This is a genomic window from Nocardia wallacei (assembly GCF_029868745.1).
Taxonomy (GTDB): Bacteria; Actinomycetota; Actinomycetes; order Mycobacteriales; family Mycobacteriaceae; genus Nocardia; species Nocardia wallacei_B.
Genome location: NZ_JARWOP010000361.1, coordinates 1 through 17,361, shown reverse-complemented (window position 1 = coordinate 17,361; position 17,361 = coordinate 1). Strand labels below are relative to the sequence as shown.

The following is a 17,361-nucleotide window of genomic DNA, read 5'->3' as shown; positions in this document are numbered from 1 at the left end:
CCCCCACCCCCCCCCCCCCCGGGGGGGGGGGGCGGGGGGGGGGCGCCCCCCCCCACCCCGCGCCCCGGCGGGGGGGGTTCCGGCCGGGGGCGCGGGGGGGGGGGCCCCCCCCGCGCGCCCGGACCCGCTGTCGCCGCACGGTGCTGCCGTGCAGCAGCAGCTCGGTGACGCGCACCCGCCCGGCCAGCAGCCGCCGCAGCCGCTCGGCCCCCGCGTCGACGCCGAACGCGCCCACCAGCACCACCTCGGGCGTCGCGGCCGCCGCGAGCAGGGCGGCGAGACCCGCGCCGCCGGGCCGGGTTCGGCGCGAGACGAAATCCACCACCGGCACCGCGGCGCCGGGTCCGGCGCGGTCGGCCCGGCCCGTGATGTCGATGTCGAGCAGGACGTCCCCGACCACCACCAGTGGTCCGGATCGGGTCATGGCCTACCTCCTTGACGAAACCACCAGTGGCGCAACGGAAAACGGCTGTCACCCCGGCGCTCCGGACGAGATCGGCGGGGTTTCTCGCCGATCACGACGGCGCTCCTGTGCTCGGCATGCCCCCGGTACCCCGATCGAAACTGCCGGTGAATCGCCGGGTGTGAGAGGCGCGGACCCGGGTACGGCCCGAGTGGGAACCGATCCCCGAGACGAGGAGTGATCCGACCATGCCCACCGAGCAACAGGACGTCGTGGAACTGCTGAAGGCCCAGCACAACCAGATCAGGCAACTGATCGACCAGGTGCGCGCGGCCGACGGCGCGGGCAAACGGGAGCCGTTCGAGGACCTCGTGCGGTTGCTCGCGGTGCACGAGAGCGCCGAGGAGGAGGTCATCCATCCGGCGGCGCGCCGGGTGTACGTCGCCGACCACGTCGTGGAAAGTCGGCTGCGCGAGGAGGAAAAGGCCAAGCAGGCCCTCGCCGAACTGCACGACCTCGGGGTCGAGCACCGCGACTTCGACGCGAAGTTCGACGCCTTCGCCACGGCCGTCATCGATCATGCCGAGCACGAGGAGCGGGAGGAGTTCGAGCGGTTGCGCGAGGACTCGTCCGCGGCCGAGCGGGCGGGCCTGGCGACCGCCGTGCAGATGGCCGAGGCGACCGCGCCCACCCGGCCGCATCCGGCCGCGGGCTCGTCGGGGCCCGCCAACCTGCTGGCCGGCCCGCCGCTGGCGATCTTCGATCGCGTGCGCGACACCGTGCGCGACTGGGTGCGCAAGACCCGCGGCTGATCGGTCACGGGAACGGAGGTGAGGAGTGGTTGCGGTGGCGAACGCGAATGATCTCGAGGCCGTCGACGCGTGGTGGCGGGCGGCGAACTACCTGTCGGCCGGACAGCTGTATCTGCTGGACAATCCGCTCCTCACCGAGCCCTTGCGACCCGAGCACCTGAAGCGTCGCCTCCTCGGGCACTGGGGCACCGTGCCGGGGCTGACCCTGACCTACGCGCACCTGAACCGGCTGATCCTGCGGGACGACCGGTCGGTCCTGTTCGTCGCAGGCCCGGGGCACGGCGCGGCCGGACTGAACGCGGCCGCCTGGCTCGAGGGCAGCTACGGAGCCCGGCATCCGGGCGCGGCGCGCGACGCGGCGGGGATGCGCGAGCTGTTCCGGCAGTTCTCCTTCCCCGGCGGCGTGCCCAGCCATGCCTCGCCGCACCTGCCGGGCTCCATCCACGAGGGCGGCGAGCTGGGCTATTCGCTGGCCCACGCGACCGGTGCGGTGCTGGACAATCCGAATCTCACCGCGGTCTGCGTGATCGGCGACGGCGAGGCCGAGACGGGCCCGCTGGCGACGAGCTGGAACGCCCCGGCCTTCCTGCATCCGACCCAGGACGGCGCGGTGCTGCCGATCCTGCATCTCAACGGATACAAGATCGCCAACCCGACCGTGCTCGGCCGGATGCGCCGCGACGACGTCACGGCGTTGCTGCGCGCGCACGGCTGGGCGCCGACCGTGGTGGCCGGCGACCATCCGGTCAAGGTGCACGAACAGTACGCGGCCGCGCTGGAGTCGGCCTTCGAGCGCATCGACGACATCCGTGCGGGCGCGCGTACCGAGCGGCCCGCGATCATCCTGGAGACGCCGAAGGGCTGGACGTGCCCGGCCCGGGTGAACGGGGTCGCGGTGGAGGGCACCGCGCGCTCACACCAGATCCCGCTGGACGCGGTGCACGACAATCCGTATCGCCGTGCGCTGCTGGAGGAATGGCTGCGCTCCTACCATCCGGAGGAGCTGTTCGGCGCGGACGGCGCGCCGGTGGCGGCGGTGCGGAAGCTGTGCCCGGAGGGGGAACTGCGGATGAGCGCGAACCCGGTCGCGCACGCCCGCGACAGCGTGGACCTGCGGCTGCCCGACGTGGCCGCGCACACCGTGGACGTGGGCGCGCCCGCGACCCGGCACGCGGAGGCGACAAAGGTGCTGGGCCGGTACCTGCGCGACACCCTGACCGCCAATCCCCGCCGGATGCTGTTCTTCTCGCCCGATGAGCACGCCTCCAACCGCCTGGACGCGGTGCTCGAAGTGACCGGGCGGCGCTGGCAGCTCGAGCCCGGACCCGCCGACGAGCAGCTGGCGCCCGACGGCCGGGTGTTCGAGGTGCTGTCGGAGCACCTGTGCCAGGGCTGGCTGGAGGGATATCTGCTGACCGGCCGCCACGGGGTGTTCTCCACCTACGAAGCCTTCGCCCACATCGTCGACTCGATGGTGGTGCAGCATGCCAAATGGCTGCGCGAGGCCTCCCGATATCATTGGCGCACAACGATTCCCAGCCTCAACTACCTGGTGACCTCGCACGTGTGGCGCCAGGACCACAACGGCGCCTCGCATCAGGATCCCGGCTTCATCGACCATGTGCTGAGCAAGCGCCCGGAGGTGGGCCGGGTGTATCTGCCGCCCGACGCCAACTGCCTGCTGCACGTCTTCGACCACTGCCTGCGCGGGCGCGGCCGGGTCAATGTGGTGGTGGCAGGGAAACAGCCTGCGCTGCAATATCTTTCCGACGAACGCGCCGCCGAGCACGTGGCCCACGGACTGGGCGTGTGGAATTGGGCGAGCACCGACGGCGCCGGTGAGCCGGACGCGGTGCTCGCCTGCGCCGGCGACGTGCCCACCCAGGAGGCCCTCGCCGCGGCCGCGCTACTGCGAGAGCTGGTGCCGGACTTGGCCGTTCGCTTCGTCAATGTGGTCGATCTGGCCCGGCTGTTCCCGCCGGACCGGCACCCGCACGGCATCCCCGATCGGCAGTACGCCGAGCTGTTCACCGCGACCCGGCCGGTGGTGTTCGCCTTCCACGGCTATCCCTGGCTGATCCACCAGCTCACCTATCGCCGACCCGGGCACGACCAACTGCACGTGCACGGGTTCCACGACAACGGCACCACCACGACCCCGTTCCAGATGTGCGCGATGAACGGCATCGATCGCTATCAGCTGGCGCTGGCGGTGCTGGAGCAGGTGCCGCGGCTCGCCGACCGGCTCGGGCGCCTGCGAGAGCACCTGCTGCATCTGCTGCACGCCAACACCGTGCACGCCGAGCGCGTGGGCGCCGACCTGCCCGAGATCACCGACTGGACCTGGCCCGGAGACCCGGATCACCATTGAAACCGGTTTCATACGCGTGTATATCTGCCTGAGAGAGCAAGATCAGTCGCCGTGGCGACCGGACCGGGCAGGATGACGCGGTGAGTGAATCGTACGGATACTTCGATGCCGAGGGCGCGACGTTCACGCCCCGGCCACTCGCGGCCAGTCAGTGGTCGGCGCAGCAGATCGTGGGCCCGGCGCTGTGCGGCCTGCTGGCCCGGTCGTTGGAGAACGAGTACAGCACCGACGGATTCGTGCCGGTCCGGCTGACCGTGGATCTGTTCAAGCCCGCCCGCATGCGTGCGCTGTCGGTGACGACCGCGTCGGTACGCGACGGCAAGCGCATTCGCGTGGCCGACGCGGTGGTGCAGCAGGACGGCGCACCGGCGGCGCGGGCGTCGCTGGTACTCCTGCAGCCCTCGCAGGAGCCGCCCGGCCGGATCTGGAAGCGGGACGGTCACCCCGCGCCGCCGCCGGTCGAGTTGGCGCCGCCCGCGAGCGGCCCGGCCGCGCCGCTGTGGCGCAGTGACGGGTCGAACGGCTGGTCGCGCACCTTTTCCGAACACGAGAACGCCGGCCGCAAGCGCAGCTGGCAGCGCCCGATGCCGGTGCTCGCCGGGGAGGCGCTCTCGCCGTTCGTGCTGGCGGCGATGGCCGCGGAGCAGACCAGCATGGTGACCAACTGGTCCGACGCGGGCGTCGGCTTCATCAATACCGATCTGACCGTCGCGCTGTCGCGCCTGCCCCTGGGCGCCGAGGTCGGCCTGGAGGCCGACAACCACCTCAGCGAACAGGGGATCGCGGTCGGCGCCGCGACGCTGTTCGACCGGCACGGCGCGTTCGGCACCGCGCTGATCACCGCGGTCGCCAACGCGCAGCGGCAGATCACCGCCGGTCGTCTCGACGAGGTGATCGCGGCGAGCGGGGGCGGCGCGGTGGTGCGCTGACCGGGCGCCGATCGGTCAGATCGCCCGGCGGTACGCGGCCCAGCGCCGGGCGGCGTCGCGCAGGCCGTGGGTCCAGAAGTTGGGGTTGCGGGTCGCGGTGGCGGTCCATTCGGCGGCCAGCGCCGTCGCGAACGCTCGCAGATCGGCCGCGCCGGCGCGGTGCCAGGCCGGTACCCGGGCGGCCCAGCGCGCGGCGGCGGCCGGTTCGTGACCGGCGAAGATCAGCCAGACCATCCAGCATCCCGGGTCGATCCAGGACGCGCCGCGAGTGGCCCACGGCCAGTCGACCAGCCGGGCCCCGGCCTCGCCGACCAGCACATTGCTGTAATTCCAGTCGGTATGCAGCAGCGTCACGCCGGCGAACCGGGCGCCCTCGCCGGGATCCTCGAGATAGGCGCCCCAGCGCACCTCGGCGTCCTTCAGTTCGAGGTCGGGGGGACAGGGCAGGCGCCCCAGCGCGGCCATCGCCGCGGCGGCGGCGGCGAGGTCGCTGTCCACCCGGTAGTCGGCGAAATGCCCTGCGACATACTCGAATCCGAGCAGATCCCAGCCGCCGGCCGCGATCTGCCAGTGCAGCCGGGGCCCGATCGGGCCGACGTGCGGGCCGAGCACGGCCTCGCGGTGCTGGGTCCACACCTCCGGGTCGTCGATGCGCATGCCCTTCACGAAGGTCCGCCCGGCGTCGGTCTCGATCACCGCGGCGAGATGGCTGCTGAACCCGGCGATGATCGACTCGGCGCGCCGGACCGGCCCCGTCAGCGCCTCCACCGCGGCCCGGGTGACCTCGGGTAGCTGTTCCCAACTGCGCCGCTGCGCCGAGAACTGCGCCCGATCGACTGTCACCCCGAACATCTACCGCGAAACGGCCACGCTAGCAAGCGAACTCGAATACCGAGACGAAGCTGTTCGTGCAGGTGAGCGTGCATAGTGCAAGCGCACCGCCCGCCTCGGCGGGCGGGCGGAGGCGGGCCGCCGCGCGGGGTGGTTTACGGCTCGGCGTGCGTGCAAATGCGGGAACGAGAACGATTGCCTCCGGACATCGCCCGATGGCTGGACGGATAACGGAATGGGATATGCCGCAAGGATATTCGTGAAAATCGCGTGGAGGCCGATCACGCCGGTGAGTGATTCGTCGCGCCGTGGCGGTGACAGCGCGCGCATAGCGTGGCAGACTGTAGCCAGGTTGAGACTACAGCCGACCCCGGTTCGCACGCGGAGGCCGTTCGCGTGAGCCGGCGACAGACGGTCAGTAGGAACACCGGCTGTTTCCGGCCCGCTCGGGTCATGATCTCCACGTCGGACAGGGCAAGCCCATTGCACGGGAGGCTCTAGTTATGTCTGCGATTGCCGTTCTCCAACGTCAAACCGATGCGGCGAATCCGGATGGTGCCGGGCTGTCTCCGGCACACGTTCGCGATCAGCGGCGGCACTATACGGTCGTTCGCGTCGAGGGCGAGCTGGACGCCGCCGTGGCCGCGATGTTCGGCAAGTCCCTCGACCAAGCCGTCGGCTCCAGCACCCACGCGGTCGTCCTCGACCTGCGCCGCACCCGATTCCTGAGTATCCGATCGGCGCGGTCGCTGGCCGCCGCCAAGACCGCCGCCGCCCAGGCCGGTATCGACCTGCGTCTCGTCTGTGGCCGCGAGGAGATCGAGCGCGTACTGGAGATCACCGGTACGCGCCCGCTGTTCCGCTTCTACGCCACCATGCAGTCCGCGCTGGAGACCTAGTCGGCGGAGTCTTACCGCGGGATCGAGCCGGGCTCGGTCCCGCGGATCTGCGGCGAGTGGGGCTCGCCGGGTTTCGGGGCGGGGGCTCGGGGTATGCGCGCAGTGAACGGCCTCCCGAGCAGAAAGGTTCGCCCGTGGATTCGCGATCCGAGTCGTCGGCGGCGGTGCGGATGACGGGTCGTGGGGTGCTGCGGGGAGGCGGCACCGACGAGAAACCGGAGAACGACCGACCGGCGGTGTACGGCCGGGCCACGCCTGCCGATATCGTGCAGGCGAAGCCGACCGGCGCGCAGGTCCGTCATGCCGTGTACACGGCCGCGTTGCACACCGATCCGTATCCGACCTACATCCGGGAGGAATACGTCGGATCATGGACCTGAAGTCGAACGGTTGGCGCAACGGTCGGGGTCCGTGGGTCCCCGCCGGGTTCACCGGTTGGGAGGAGAGGCAAGTGTCGATGAGCGAATGGGTTTCGAGGTCCCCCGTGCAGACATCGAGTGTGGGTATCCGGGTGCCGGCCGACTTGAATCAGCTCACCATGTTGCGCGCGCTCGCGGAAACGGTGGCGCTGATCGCGGATTTCGCGCTGGACGAGGTGACCGACATCCGGGTCGCGCTGGACGAGATCGCCACCGCGTTGATCGCGGAGGCGGTACCCGACTCGGAGATCGACTGTGCGTTCGCCGCCGACGACGCCGCGATGGCGGTGCGCGTTTCCGGCCTCGCCGCGGTAGACGACGCGCTCGACGAGGACGGGTTCGGCTGGCACGTGCTACAGACCATCACCAATTCCATCAGCGCGCGGACGGAATCGTTCGATGCGGACGGCAACGGATATCCCGTCGTCGTCGAATTCACCCGGGCGCGAGGTGAGGCCGATGGCGGATGAACGCGGACGGCGTCACCGCGGTGGTGACAGCTACGACAACATCGAACCGGAATTCCAGGCGCTGGCGGCGCTCGGAGAGCACACCGCGCAGCGGGAGGCATTGCGCGAGAAGATCATCGGGCTCTGCCTGCCGCTGGCCGACCACATCGCCCGGAAGTTCTCCGGGCGCGGCGAGAACTTCGACGATCTGCTGCAGGTGGCCCGGGTCGGGCTGGTCCAGGCGGTGGACCGCTTCGACGTGACGCGGGGCTCGTCGTTCCTGTCGTTCGCCGTGCCGACCATCATGGGCGAGGTCCGCCGGCATTTCCGCGACAACACCTGGGCGGTGCGGGTTCCCCGGCGCACCAAGGAGATCCAGCTGTCGATCGGCGGCGCCATCGATGATTTGGCGCAGCGGCTGGGCCGGCTGCCGAAGGCCCGGGAGATCGCTGCCGAACTCGAGGTGGACCTGGTGGAGGTCACACAGGCCCTGATTGCGGGCAACGCCTACCAGCTGTCCTCGCTGGAGTCGGTCTCCGGTGACGACGGCGAGAACACACCGCTGCCGCTGCGCGAGGTGCTCGGCGAGGCCGAGCCGCGCTACGACCGGGTCGAGGAGTTCATGGCCGTCAAGCCGCTGATCGCCGACCTGCCCGAACGCGAGCAGCAGGTCCTGATCATGCGCTTCTTCGAGGCCAAGACCCAGACCCAGATAGCCGAAGCACTCGGCATTTCACAGATGCATGTCTCCCGCATTCTCTCCAAGACGCTGACCTGGCTGCGCGACGAGGCCCTGCGCGACTGACGGATTCGCGTCAGCGGGCGGTGGGACCGGGCGGGACCGGATCGTACGGCTCCGGCGGGCGTTCGAAGGTCGGGTTCGGGCCGGGCGGAGTGGGGTGCGGCACCGGACCCGGGAGCGGCGGCTGCGGCTCGGGACCCGGCGGTTCGGGATTCGGCCGAGGCGGTTCGGGGTAAGGATCCGGCCGGGGTGGCTCCGGATACGGATTCGGCCGGGGCGGTTCGGGATTCGGGTTCGGCCGGGGTGGCTGGGGATCCGGCGGCTGCCCCGGCAGTGGTGCTACCGCCGTCGGTCGTGGGCTCGGATCTTGTTGCGGTGGAAAGGTATTCGACACGGGACCCTGCGGCGGGGGATAGGGGCCGTCCGGTGCGCCGGGGTAGGGCGGGGGCGGTTCGGTGCTGGGCATCGGCCCCTGCGGACCCGGAACCGGGGCGGTCTCCGGGTCGGGCGGGTCGTGGCCGGGCAACGGTTCGGTCGGGCCGGGGCCTGGAAGCGGTTCGGGCGCACCGGAATTCGGAATCGGTCCCTGTGGCCCGAGATCGGCGACCGGTTCCTGCGGGCCGTGGTCGGGGACCGGATCGCCGACGCCGGGATTCGGGAAGGCGTCCGTCGCACCGGGGCCCGGTTGCGGGTCGGGCGGGCCGGGATCGGGTAGGGGGTCCGGCGTGCCCGGCTCCGGGATGGGGCCCGGTGGCTCGGGCACCGGGTCGGGTGGGGGTGTCTCGGGGTTCGGGGGCGAAAACGGGTCCGGGGGAACCGGATCCGTGGGAGTGGGGATCGTCAGTTCGGGGCGTGCGGAGAGTTCGGGGTCGTCGTCGGCGGGCGGCTCGGGATCGCGCCATTCCTCGGCGCGGCTGGAGCGATTGCCGCGGATCGTCCCCTCCAATTCGTGCGCCAGCTGTTCGTCCTGGCGCGGACCGTGCTTGCTGTTTCCCCTGTCCATCTCGTACCTCCTCAACCGTGTCGCAGCAATGCCCCGACACTGTCGGCCGGAGCCTCGTCGCGGCCGGTGACCACGATGTCGTCGCGGGCGGCGCGCGCGGCCGGGCGGCAGGGCCTTGTCGGCCCGGCGCATCCGGGTGCGCTGTGGGCCGGTTACCCGGCGATCGCTCGCGCAATCATGTGCATTCGCGGCCCGGGAACCAGCGAGTTTGTGCCCGTGCTCGAGGGGTAGCCGGGGAGCGGAAAGGAGGACCGCATGGCGGAATCTGTCATCGACGACGGCCTGTGGGACGCGTTCCACACGGCGGTGAACATGTCGTCACGGGAACTGCGGGACTGGCTGTACACCGATGCGGCCGGCCCCGAGACCGAGCCGCCGCCGGACCGCGACGGCACGCCGCTGGGACAGCGGGTGCTGGCGATTCTCGGCAAGCGACGCACCGACCTCGACGCGCACGACGCCGCCGTGATGCGCGCCGTGGTCGACCGGGTGCGCGATGCCCGCGGCGACGAGCCGGAACCGGAGGCGGGTCGCCCGCGATGGCGGCACGAACTGATGTCGATCGGCCACGACCCCCTACGCACGGAGTGACAGGAGCCGCGCATGCCCGATTCCGAGGATCGCACGGATGCGGCGCGGTTCGACCCGGCATTGCCGGAGCCCGAGCCCGGCGACGGCTGCCGGGTCACCACCGAGCCCGCCGTGATCCGCTCCTGGGCGGAGCATCGCGGCGCCCGTCCCGCGGTCGCGTCCGATCCGGGGCGTCCGGAGGGGCCCGAGCCGTTGCGAATCAATTTCCCCGGTTACCGCGAGGACGGTCTGCGCGAAGTCTCGTGGGACGAATGGTTCCGGCTGTTCGACGATCGGGAGCTGGCGTTCGTGTTCCGCGAACAGACCGCCGAGGGTGGTCCGAGTAGTTTCTACCGGCTCGACAGCCGCGCGAACGAGCCGTGAACTGTGTTCGGTCCCAAGGACTTCGGGGGCCGTCTATGACAACGACCAGAGCCGGGCGCTCCCGTTCGCGGGCGTAGCGGCGCGGCCGTACTGTAAGCGCATGCGGCGCCGAAGGGCGCCGCCGGTGAACATCGTCGTTCCGAAACGTGCGCTCGCTGGTCAGCAACCCGCCAAAACTCCTGCCGGCGAGCGCCGACCGTCGCACCGTGCGGACGCGGCGAGCGGGAAAACCCATGACTCCCTCCTGCTCCGACCCCAACGCGGCTGCCGAGCGGCGGCACGCCCACCGGACGGATACCGCTCATCATCCGTCCGGTGGGCACGTCTTCGGGCTCGTGCCCCGACGGACGACGGGGTGCGGCGGGTCAGTGCCAGAGGCTGCGGCAGGGCAGGGGGCGCATGCCGGGCCGCACCTTCGTGTCGATCGTGACCGCCAATCCCGAGTGCACTGCGGCAGCGGCGAATTCCCAGGCCTCCGAGCGTGTGGCAGCGTATTCCAGCACCAGCTCGTCTCCGGGGTCCGGACCGTCGAAGTAGACGGTCACCCGTCGGGTGGGCGCCTCGGTGACGGTGTCGGGAGTGTACATAGCGGTGCTCCTTCTCATCCTTCTGCGCCGTTGCCCGGTGCCGATGGATCAGGCAACGGCGCCGAGTTCGAAGGTACGTTCGTGTAACCGCCGCAAACAGATTTCCGCGCGAATTCGTCTCGCAACACAGCCTCATGTCGGCAACCGTTGTGATTTCTCAGGATCTGGGATCCGGTTGGGCATCTGTCACCGGGTTCGAATAGTGTTCTGCGCCATGGGGAAGTTCGCAGTCCGGCGCGCGATGGGTGCGTGCGCCGGTAGCCTGCTGTTGCTGATCGCCGGGGCGGGGGCCGCGGCCGGGACGCCGTTCTATCCGGCCTCCGACCCGGATCCGTTCTATGCCGCGCCGGAGGACGTGGCCGGGCACGAACCGGGCGATATCCTGGGCATCCGCGCATTGCCGCCGCTGCCGATCTTCCCGGACACCGACGTCTGGCTGATCAAATTCCGCTCGACGAATTCTCAGGACGAACCGATCGCGGCCACCACCACCGTGCTGTCGCCGCGCAACCGGGCCACCGACGGGCCGGTGCTGTCGTACCAGACCATCATCAACGGGCTGGGCACCGAATGCTCGGTCTCGCACACGCTCTACACCACCGATCCCGATCTGATGGTGCGCGAGGCGCCCGCCTACAACGTGGTGCTGCAGCGCGGCTGGACTATCGCGCTGCCCGACCACCTGGGGCCACAGTACGCCTACGGCGCAGCCAAATTGGGCGGGCAGATCACGCTGGACGGCATTCGCGCCGTGCAGCGGGTACAGCAGCTGCGCGTCGAGCACAGTCCGGTGACGATGGCCGGGTATTCCGGCGGCGGCATGGCGACGGCCTGGGCGGCCGCGCTCGCGCCGAAGTACGCGCCGGAGTTGAAGATCGCGGGCGCCGCCGCCGGCGGGGTGCCGATGAATCTGGTGAAGATGCTCGAGGGCCTCGGCTACGGCGCGCATCCGGTCTTCGGGCTGGCCTTCGCCGCCGGTGTCGGGCTGGAACGCGAGTACCCCGACCGCTTCCCGATCTCCGAGCAGCTCAACGACCAGGGCGTGCGGCTCGGGCAGCAGGTTGCCAACGGCTGCACCAACACTCTGCTCACCGCCGGGGCCGGGCGCGGCGCGCTGGACTTCGCGAAGACCACCAAGATGACCGAGGACCCCGAGGCCCGCAAGGTCATCGAGGAGAACAGCCTCGAGCTCTACACCGACAGTGTGCCGAATATGCCGGTGCTCGAATGGCATTCGCCGATCGACGGCCTGGTGCCGGTGGATTCGATCGTCAACACCGACCGGCGCTGGTGCGCGGCCGGGGTCCGGTTGCAGGCCGAGGCGATTCCGGTACCCGACCACCTCACCGCCGCCGTGCTCGGCCTCCCGCAGGTGCTGACCTGGCTGGATGCGCGGGCGCGCGGAGAGGCCGCGCCGAGCAACTGCTGAGTGCGGGTCAGATCGCCGCGACCGCCGCGGCGATCGCCGTGCCGCCCGAGACGAGTTCCAAGGTCTTGCCCGCGGTGTTCGGGGCGGCCAGCAGTTCGGCGATGACGGCGGCGACGTCGGCGCGGGGGACCGCGCCGTAGTCGCCGGGCGGTTCGACCAGACTGACCTCGCCGGTCGCGGGCTCGTCGGTGAGGCGGCCGGGCCGCAGGACGGTCCAGTCCAGGCCGCGGGCGCGCAGGTCGTCCTCGGCCTGGGTCTTGGCGTCGATGTAGGCCGCCCACACCGCATCCCGATCCGGAGCCGGGGGCTTGCCCGCGCCCATGGTGGAGATCTGCACGACCCGGGTGGCCTTCGCCTGCTCCGCGGCCGTGGCCAGGAGGACCGATCCGTCGCGGTCGACGGTGTACTTGCGCTCCGCGGTGCTGCCCGGCCCGGCCCCGGCGGCGAAGACCGCGGCGTCGGCTCCGGCCAGCACGGCCGCGACCGCGTCGGCGGTGGAATTCTCCAGGTCCAGTACGACCGGCTCGGCGCCGGTGGCCGCCACCTCCTCGGCGTGCGCGGGATTGCGTATGAGGCTCGCGACCTCGTCGCCGCGCCGTGTGAGCAGCCCGGCCAGCAGCAGCGCGATCTTGCCGTGCCCGCCCGCGATAACGATGCGCATGGCTCTCCGTTCCGTCGATGTCGAGGATCCGCAGCCCGGTGAGCTGCGGCGATCGCAACGCACCGCCATCCTACGGACCGAACGGGCGTCCGGCCGGGGCCGCGGGGTCATGGGCGGCCGACTCCGTTGTCCGGGCGTGACCGCCACGGCGGCGCGGCGCGCGCGGCGTATCGGCGGGTCTCGAACCGGACTCGCGATGCGCACGAACGAATAAATCACGGCTCCAAGCGATTCCGCGCCGCTACCCTCGAAGAACTCGACCAGGCGGGCCCGGTGTCATGGGACCGGGCCCGCACGGCGGAGGTCGGGTTTTGCGACCTCACATGGGGGTGAGTCATGCGTGGCTGGCGCGTCTTCGTCACTACGGTGCTGATCGTCTGCGGGCCCACTGCGGTCCTCGCGCAGGCGCAGCCACCGCTGCCGCTTCCGGCGCTGCCCGGCACCCCGGCGCCACCGGGTCTGCCCGGGCCGCCGCAGATTTCGCTGCCCGCCGGGCTGGACGTGCCGGATCTGCAGCAATGGCTCAACGCGGTGGTGCCGCCACCGCCGATCGTCACGCCCCCGCCTCCCCCGCAGGAGGAGGCGGCCGCCGGCGCCGGGCTCTCCCCGGACCTCGTAGGGCTGCAGGACGCCGTGATGCCGAAGCCGGCGGGTGATCCGCTGTTCGACGTCTGGCCGCCGAACCTGGAGACCTTCGCGCCCGGTGATCTGATCGAGGTGCGGGACGTGACCGCGGTGGCGGGGCCGATGCTGCTGGTTCCGGTCCGGCAGGTGCTGCAACTGAAGTTCCGCACCACCGACGCCCACGACGCGCCCTCCTTCGCGACCGCGACGCTGGTCATCCCGGTGGGCCCGGCGGCCGGCAGCCGCCCGGTGCTGGTGAACAACCTGCCCATCGACGCGCTCGGCCGCAAATGCACACCGAGTTACGCGCTGGCGCACGGCTTTTCCCTGGACAACGGCTCCACCGACTACATTCCCCCGACCACCCAGCTGGCGGTGCTGCGCGGCTACGCCGTACTGATCCCCGACCACGAGGGCCCGCGAATGGCCTACGCCGAGCCGTATGTGGCCGGGCACGCGGTGCTGGACTCCGTGCGCGCCGCGCGCAGCCTGCCGCCGGGCGAGTTCGCGGGCAGCCGTTACGTCATGCACGGCTACTCCGGCGGCGCCATCGCGACCCGTGGCGCGGTCGCGCTGATCGATTCCTACGCACCCGAACTCGCACCCGTGATCGTGGGCGCCGCGCTCGGCGGCGTGCCGGTCGATTACGAACTGCTGGGCCGCAGCATGAATGCCAATCTCGCCTCGGGCATCTTCCTGGCCGCCGCCTTCGGTGTCGCCCGGGAACGGCCGGAGATGCTGGCGCGCATGAACAATCTCGCGCGCTGGGCCGCGATCTCCCCGCTGAAGGACACCTGCGCGGGCGTGTTCGCGTTGCCGGGTGTGCTGATGCTGCCCATCGACCTGGCCTCCGAGATCCCCGACCCGCTGCACAGCGACATCGCCACCGAGATCTATGACGTTACTCGCATGCAGGACATGAAATCGGCCGTGCCGCTGTACATCTACAACGGCGAGCAGGAATGGTGGATCCCCGCCGAGGGCGCCCGTACCCTGTTCCGCGAGCAGTGTCACCTGGGCGTGCCCGCGGTATACCGCAGCGTGCTCGGCGAACACATCATCGCCGCCGGGGTGGGTTACCCGGACGCGATGAACTGGGTGGATGAGCGATTGCGGGGAGTTCCGGCACCGAACGAGTGCTGAAATTCCGGGCCCTTTCCCGGCGTCAATTTGTGTGCCGCCCCTAGGCGTACGACCCGGCCTTCATGAATTGTCATCGGATTCAAGCCGATTCGCCGGAGCGCGGTTTCGTGGCCGTACCGTGATATGAGTGCGGCGCCGGTGTTTGCGCGGTCGGCGCCGCGCCTGGCATCGGCGCGCCGCACCCGGACAGGAAGGAGGGCGCCGGTTCGGTAGCCGGGCCAGCCATCGTCGGGCGGTTGCCCCGAAAGACAGGACCGCCCGCCGGCGCACCGCCGCACCGCGGCATGTGGACTACCAACCCCCTCCGTTGCACGGTGCGAGTGCGCAGCAGTGGATCGATCCGCCGGGCGCGACCTCACCCCTGGCGCCCGGCGGGTACACGCCGCGGTCACGACATTTCTGGAGCGACCCGATGACATCTTCCGCACCGGTCCTGAGCCCCCCGCCCAGTCGCACCGTCGCGTCCCCCGAGCCGCCCACCGACGCCGCACCGCCGGGCTTGCTGGCGACGAAGCTGGCCGAACACTTACGCGCCCGCCCGAAATCGGGCCCCGACACCGCGGGACTGACCGCCGGTGTGCGCGACTGCCTGGTCCTGGCGCTGCGCGCGCTGTCCGACCCCGGCCCGCGCGACGCCGCGCAGCTGGCGGAGCTGGTCGGCCGCGCCGCCGAATGGGCCCGCGAGGGCATCGACCTGGACACCGTACTGCGGACCTACCACGAGACGGTCCGCCGCGGTTTCGAGCAGGTCGCCGCCGAACAGCGGTGCGGCCCAGCGGAATTGCTGGCCGGTGCCGAGGAAATGCTGCGCCTGCTGGAGACCGTCACGGTCGCTACCTCCTCGGCGTACCTGGACGAGCACCGGCTGGCGGCCCGCCATCACCAAACGGCCGCACAGACTCTGGTGACGGCCCTGCTCAGCGGCCACGGCCGCGAGGCGCTGGCCCGCCGCACAGGCATCACCGTGGCGGGCACGTATCAGGTGGTGGCACTGGCGATTCCGCCGCATCCCGGCGAGCGCGACCCGCGGCTGAACACCGAGGGCGTGGCCCGGCGCAAGCTGCGGCGGTTGCAGAGCGCCCTGGCGCCGGTACTCGGCTCGCGGGCGCTGTCGCTGCTGTCGGTCGACGGCGGCACCATCCTGGTTCCGGTGGAGGATCCCACGGCGCTCAACGGCGGGCTCGCGATGACCGCCGACACCCTCGACGTGCTCTCCGCGGCGGCCTCGGTGCCGCTGACCGCGACGGTCGTCACCGGTGCCACCGAGGACATCCCCGAACTGGCCGAGCAGGCCCGGGAACTGCTGGAACTGGTACGCGCACTGGGCCGTTCGCCCGGCCTGTACCGGATGGCCGACGTGGCCGTGGAGTACCAGATGACCCGGCCGGGCCCCGCGCGCGAACATCTCGCCGCGGTGCTCGACCCGCTGACGCCGCACCCGGAGCTGGTGGAGACGCTGCGCGCGTTCCTGAGCAGCGGGCTGGACCGCCGCGCCACCGCCGGGCAGCTGCACATCCATCCCAACAGCGTCTCGCACCGCCTCCGTCGCATCGAGCGGCTCGCCGGCCTGAACCTCTCGCACCCGGACAGCATCTCGCGCGCCAGCCTGGCGCTACTGGCCTTCGAACTCGCGGAGGTCTGAGGCGCGCGTCTCCTGGGACTGGAGCGGCACTCCCGTGGCAGTGCAACGGCACGCCCGTCATTCCGGCGCGCTTTTGGCCGGAATCTACGGCGGCTACCAGGTGTGGATCCCGGCCAAAAGCATGCCGGGATGACGAGAAGCATGCCGGGATGACGAGAAGCATGCCGGGATGACGAGAAGCATGCCGGGATGACGAGGCGGGGCTGAGTCCGGCAGCCGGCTGATCCTGGTGGGAAGGGATTCCGCTGGGGTTACTCCTTGGGCCCGAACCGTTCGACTAGTAGGGGCGGGAGTGCGTCGGGCGTGACCGTTCCCACCACCGGCACCCCGGCGTCGGCGAATATCGCTGTCGCGCGCGGCATGTGGTCGGCGGAGGTGACCAGTACGGCGTCGCCGGTGCCCAGTCCGCGCATGAGTTCCGCCGAGTTGGCGGCGTTCGCGCGGGTATCGGTCGCGCCGGGCTCGATGTGGACGCGGTCGGCCGCGATGCCGCGGTCCACGAGCCAGCGGGCCATGGCGTCGGCCTCGGTGACACCGCCGCGCGGATTGCCGCCGGTCACGATGACCGGTGACTGCGGCGAGACCACGGCCTGCACGAAACCGGCCTCCAGGCGGCCGATCAGCTCGGGCCGCATCCGCCCGTCCGGTTCCAGCCCGTACCCCAGCACCACGATGGCGGTGCCGGGCCCGTGCGGGAGCGGCAGCGGCGTGCCGGGTTCGACGCCGCCCAGCGAGCCGATCACCGCGGCGACGGTGTCGACGATCGGATCGGCCGGGGCGGCAGGCGCGTTCAGCAATATTCCCGCGGCAAGGGCGGCACCGGCCAGCAGGCGGGTACCGGATCGCAACAGTGGGATCGTGGTGTGGGGCATCGGATCTCCCGGAGAGAACCGCCGGCGTCGGCGGAGCGAAATACTACGGAGATGATGCACCCGGCCACTGTGATCGGATCGTGATAAGTTGCAGCGCTGGACAAATCACGGCGCCGATGCGCGCTCATTGTGAATGCGACAGCCCATTGCCGATGTGACGCCGTGCCGCCGCGAATTTCCCTGGTCGTGAACTTTCACTGCGTCCCCGCGCGCCCCTCGTGAGATTTCGAAGACCGTGCTGTAGTTCGTATCCGGCGCCGTTCCGCCGACCTAGCGTTTGAGCGCAGTTCCGGGTCGGCCGAAATCACCACGCGGCACCGGAACTGGAGAACGCTGTGGTTCTGCAGGAAGGCATGGAATGAGACGAAGTACCCGCCGCAGGCCGTTGAGTGCCGCGGTACTCGTAGGAGTCTCGCTGCTCGCAATGGGCTTCGGGGGTGTCGGCGCCAGCGCCGATCCCGCGCCGGTGTCCGGTGAGCAGCAGTTGGCCGATGTGATCGGGCAGGGTTTGAAGGATCCGGCGGCGCGTCCGATCGCTGATACGGGTAGCGCGGGTAGTTCCGGGTCCGCGTGCACGTCGGGTAGTGGGGC

Annotated in this window: 17 protein-coding genes and 2 pseudogenes; 13 read left to right on the top strand and 6 right to left on the bottom strand. The window is 70.8% G+C overall.

From position 1 onward, the window contains the following. Positions 1-424 (bottom strand): annotated as a pseudogene (locus QH470_RS33825) (hypothetical protein); the annotation flags it as partial. A gap of 227 nt (positions 425-651) precedes the next feature. Here QH470_RS33825 and QH470_RS33820 point away from each other — a divergent pair. The 3 genes from QH470_RS33820 to QH470_RS33810 all read left to right on the top strand — a co-directional run bounded on the left by QH470_RS33820 (position 652) and on the right by QH470_RS33810 (position 4,515). Further along, a complete protein-coding gene (locus QH470_RS33820) occupies positions 652-1,215 on the top strand; it encodes a hemerythrin domain-containing protein (RefSeq protein WP_280276455.1) in 564 nt (187 codons plus the stop codon). Positions 1,216-1,249: 34 nt separating this feature from the next. Further along, a complete protein-coding gene (locus QH470_RS33815; RefSeq protein ID WP_280276454.1) occupies positions 1,250-3,586 on the top strand; it encodes a phosphoketolase family protein in 2,337 nt (778 codons plus the stop codon). An 80-nt stretch (positions 3,587-3,666) separates the two neighbouring features. After that, a complete protein-coding gene (locus tag QH470_RS33810; protein ID WP_280276453.1) occupies positions 3,667-4,515 on the top strand; it encodes an acyl-CoA thioesterase domain-containing protein in 849 nt (282 codons plus the stop codon). Positions 4,516-4,530: 15 nt separating this feature from the next. Here the strand turns inward: QH470_RS33810 and QH470_RS33805 are convergent, their stop codons facing one another. Continuing rightward, a complete protein-coding gene (locus QH470_RS33805; protein ID WP_280276452.1) occupies positions 4,531-5,358 on the bottom strand; it encodes a hypothetical protein in 828 nt (275 codons plus the stop codon). A gap of 491 nt (positions 5,359-5,849) precedes the next feature. Here QH470_RS33805 and QH470_RS33800 point away from each other — a divergent pair, with 491 nt between their 5' ends. From QH470_RS33800 to QH470_RS33785, 4 genes are all read left to right on the top strand, one after another. Further along, a complete protein-coding gene (locus tag QH470_RS33800; protein WP_280276451.1) occupies positions 5,850-6,245 on the top strand; it encodes an STAS domain-containing protein in 396 nt (131 codons plus the stop codon). A gap of 134 nt (positions 6,246-6,379) precedes the next feature. Further along, positions 6,380-6,625 (top strand): hypothetical protein, encoded by a 246-nt coding sequence (locus tag QH470_RS33795; protein WP_280276450.1) that lies wholly within the window; start codon positions 6,380-6,382, stop codon positions 6,623-6,625. 77 nt (positions 6,626-6,702) lie between these two features. Further along, positions 6,703-7,134 carry an anti-sigma factor gene (locus QH470_RS33790; RefSeq protein WP_280276449.1) on the top strand — a complete coding sequence of 144 codons (432 nt, stop codon included), beginning with the start codon at positions 6,703-6,705 and terminating at the stop codon, positions 7,132-7,134. Then, entirely contained in the window at positions 7,124-7,918 is a 795-nt protein-coding gene (locus QH470_RS33785; protein ID WP_280276448.1) for an RNA polymerase sigma factor SigF, read from the top strand. The genes QH470_RS33790 and QH470_RS33785 overlap by 11 nt, the downstream gene beginning before the upstream one ends. Positions 7,919-7,928: 10 nt before the next feature. Here the strand turns inward: QH470_RS33785 and QH470_RS33780 are convergent, their stop codons facing one another. Further along, the gene (locus QH470_RS33780) at positions 7,929-8,858 is read right to left on the bottom strand and encodes a hypothetical protein (RefSeq protein WP_280276447.1); all 930 of its coding nucleotides are present in this window, start codon (positions 8,856-8,858) and stop codon (positions 7,929-7,931) included. 255 nt (positions 8,859-9,113) lie between these two features. Here QH470_RS33780 and QH470_RS33775 point away from each other — a divergent pair, with 255 nt between their 5' ends. Together QH470_RS33775 and QH470_RS33770 are read left to right on the top strand one after the other, a co-directional pair. After that, positions 9,114-9,449 (top strand): DUF3140 domain-containing protein, encoded by a 336-nt coding sequence (locus QH470_RS33775; protein ID WP_280276446.1) that lies wholly within the window; start codon positions 9,114-9,116, stop codon positions 9,447-9,449. Positions 9,450-9,461: 12 nt separating this feature from the next. Then, positions 9,462-9,812, top strand: a complete 351-nt coding sequence (locus QH470_RS33770) for a hypothetical protein (RefSeq protein ID WP_280276445.1) — start codon at positions 9,462-9,464, stop codon at positions 9,810-9,812. 365 nt (positions 9,813-10,177) lie between these two features. Here QH470_RS33770 and QH470_RS33765 read toward each other — a convergent pair whose 3' ends face one another. Next, positions 10,178-10,399 (bottom strand): hypothetical protein, encoded by a 222-nt coding sequence (locus tag QH470_RS33765; protein ID WP_280276444.1) that lies wholly within the window; start codon positions 10,397-10,399, stop codon positions 10,178-10,180. A 214-nt stretch (positions 10,400-10,613) separates the two neighbouring features. On the opposite strand from QH470_RS33765, the gene QH470_RS33760 reads away from it, so the two are divergent. After that, a complete protein-coding gene (locus QH470_RS33760) occupies positions 10,614-11,828 on the top strand; it encodes a lipase family protein (protein ID WP_280276443.1) in 1,215 nt (404 codons plus the stop codon). Between the two features lie 7 nt (positions 11,829-11,835). On the opposite strand, the gene QH470_RS33755 is transcribed toward QH470_RS33760, so the two are convergent. Beyond that, positions 11,836-12,489, bottom strand: coding sequence for an SDR family oxidoreductase (locus QH470_RS33755; RefSeq protein WP_280276442.1), 654 nt, complete (start codon positions 12,487-12,489; stop codon positions 11,836-11,838). A gap of 336 nt (positions 12,490-12,825) precedes the next feature. Between QH470_RS33755 and QH470_RS33750 the strand changes: the two genes are divergently transcribed. Together QH470_RS33750 and QH470_RS33745 are read left to right on the top strand one after the other, a co-directional pair. Further along, positions 12,826-14,256: a lipase family protein gene (locus QH470_RS33750; RefSeq protein WP_280276441.1), complete on the top strand. Its 1,431-nt coding sequence runs from the start codon at positions 12,826-12,828 to the stop codon at positions 14,254-14,256. A gap of 412 nt (positions 14,257-14,668) precedes the next feature. Next, complete coding sequence (locus QH470_RS33745) at positions 14,669-15,898, top strand: PucR family transcriptional regulator (protein ID WP_280276440.1); 1,230 nt, start codon at positions 14,669-14,671, stop codon at positions 15,896-15,898. A gap of 251 nt (positions 15,899-16,149) precedes the next feature. Here QH470_RS33745 and QH470_RS33740 read toward each other — a convergent pair whose 3' ends face one another. After that, positions 16,150-16,770, bottom strand: a complete 621-nt coding sequence (locus QH470_RS33740) for a YdcF family protein (RefSeq protein WP_280276439.1) — start codon at positions 16,768-16,770, stop codon at positions 16,150-16,152. Positions 16,771-17,128: 358 nt separating this feature from the next. On the opposite strand from QH470_RS33740, the pseudogene QH470_RS33735 reads away from it, so the two are divergent. Further along, positions 17,129-17,361: pseudogene (locus QH470_RS33735) on the top strand (lipase); the annotation flags it as partial.

Excerpts from the sequence above, each read along its gene's own strand:
- QH470_RS33755 (WP_280276442.1), bottom strand. The coding sequence starts at position 12,489 with ATGCGCATCGTTATCGCGGGCGGGCACGGCAAGATCGCGCTGCTGCTG.
- QH470_RS33760 (WP_280276443.1), top strand. The coding sequence starts at position 10,614 with ATGGGGAAGTTCGCAGTCCGGCGCGCGATGGGTGCGTGCGCCGGTAGC.
- QH470_RS33750 (WP_280276441.1), top strand. The coding sequence starts at position 12,826 with ATGCGTGGCTGGCGCGTCTTCGTCACTACGGTGCTGATCGTCTGCGGG.
- QH470_RS33745 (WP_280276440.1), top strand. The coding sequence starts at position 14,669 with ATGACATCTTCCGCACCGGTCCTGAGCCCCCCGCCCAGTCGCACCGTC.
- QH470_RS33775 (WP_280276446.1), top strand. The coding sequence starts at position 9,114 with ATGGCGGAATCTGTCATCGACGACGGCCTGTGGGACGCGTTCCACACG.
- QH470_RS33785 (WP_280276448.1), top strand. The coding sequence starts at position 7,124 with ATGGCGGATGAACGCGGACGGCGTCACCGCGGTGGTGACAGCTACGAC.
- QH470_RS33820 (WP_280276455.1), top strand. The coding sequence starts at position 652 with ATGCCCACCGAGCAACAGGACGTCGTGGAACTGCTGAAGGCCCAGCAC.
- QH470_RS33800 (WP_280276451.1), top strand. The coding sequence starts at position 5,850 with ATGTCTGCGATTGCCGTTCTCCAACGTCAAACCGATGCGGCGAATCCG.
- QH470_RS33780 (WP_280276447.1), bottom strand. The coding sequence starts at position 8,858 with ATGGACAGGGGAAACAGCAAGCACGGTCCGCGCCAGGACGAACAGCTG.
- QH470_RS33790 (WP_280276449.1), top strand. The coding sequence starts at position 6,703 with ATGAGCGAATGGGTTTCGAGGTCCCCCGTGCAGACATCGAGTGTGGGT.
- QH470_RS33740 (WP_280276439.1), bottom strand. The coding sequence starts at position 16,770 with ATGCCCCACACCACGATCCCACTGTTGCGATCCGGTACCCGCCTGCTG.
- QH470_RS33765 (WP_280276444.1), bottom strand. The coding sequence starts at position 10,399 with ATGTACACTCCCGACACCGTCACCGAGGCGCCCACCCGACGGGTGACC.
- QH470_RS33770 (WP_280276445.1), top strand. The coding sequence starts at position 9,462 with ATGCCCGATTCCGAGGATCGCACGGATGCGGCGCGGTTCGACCCGGCA.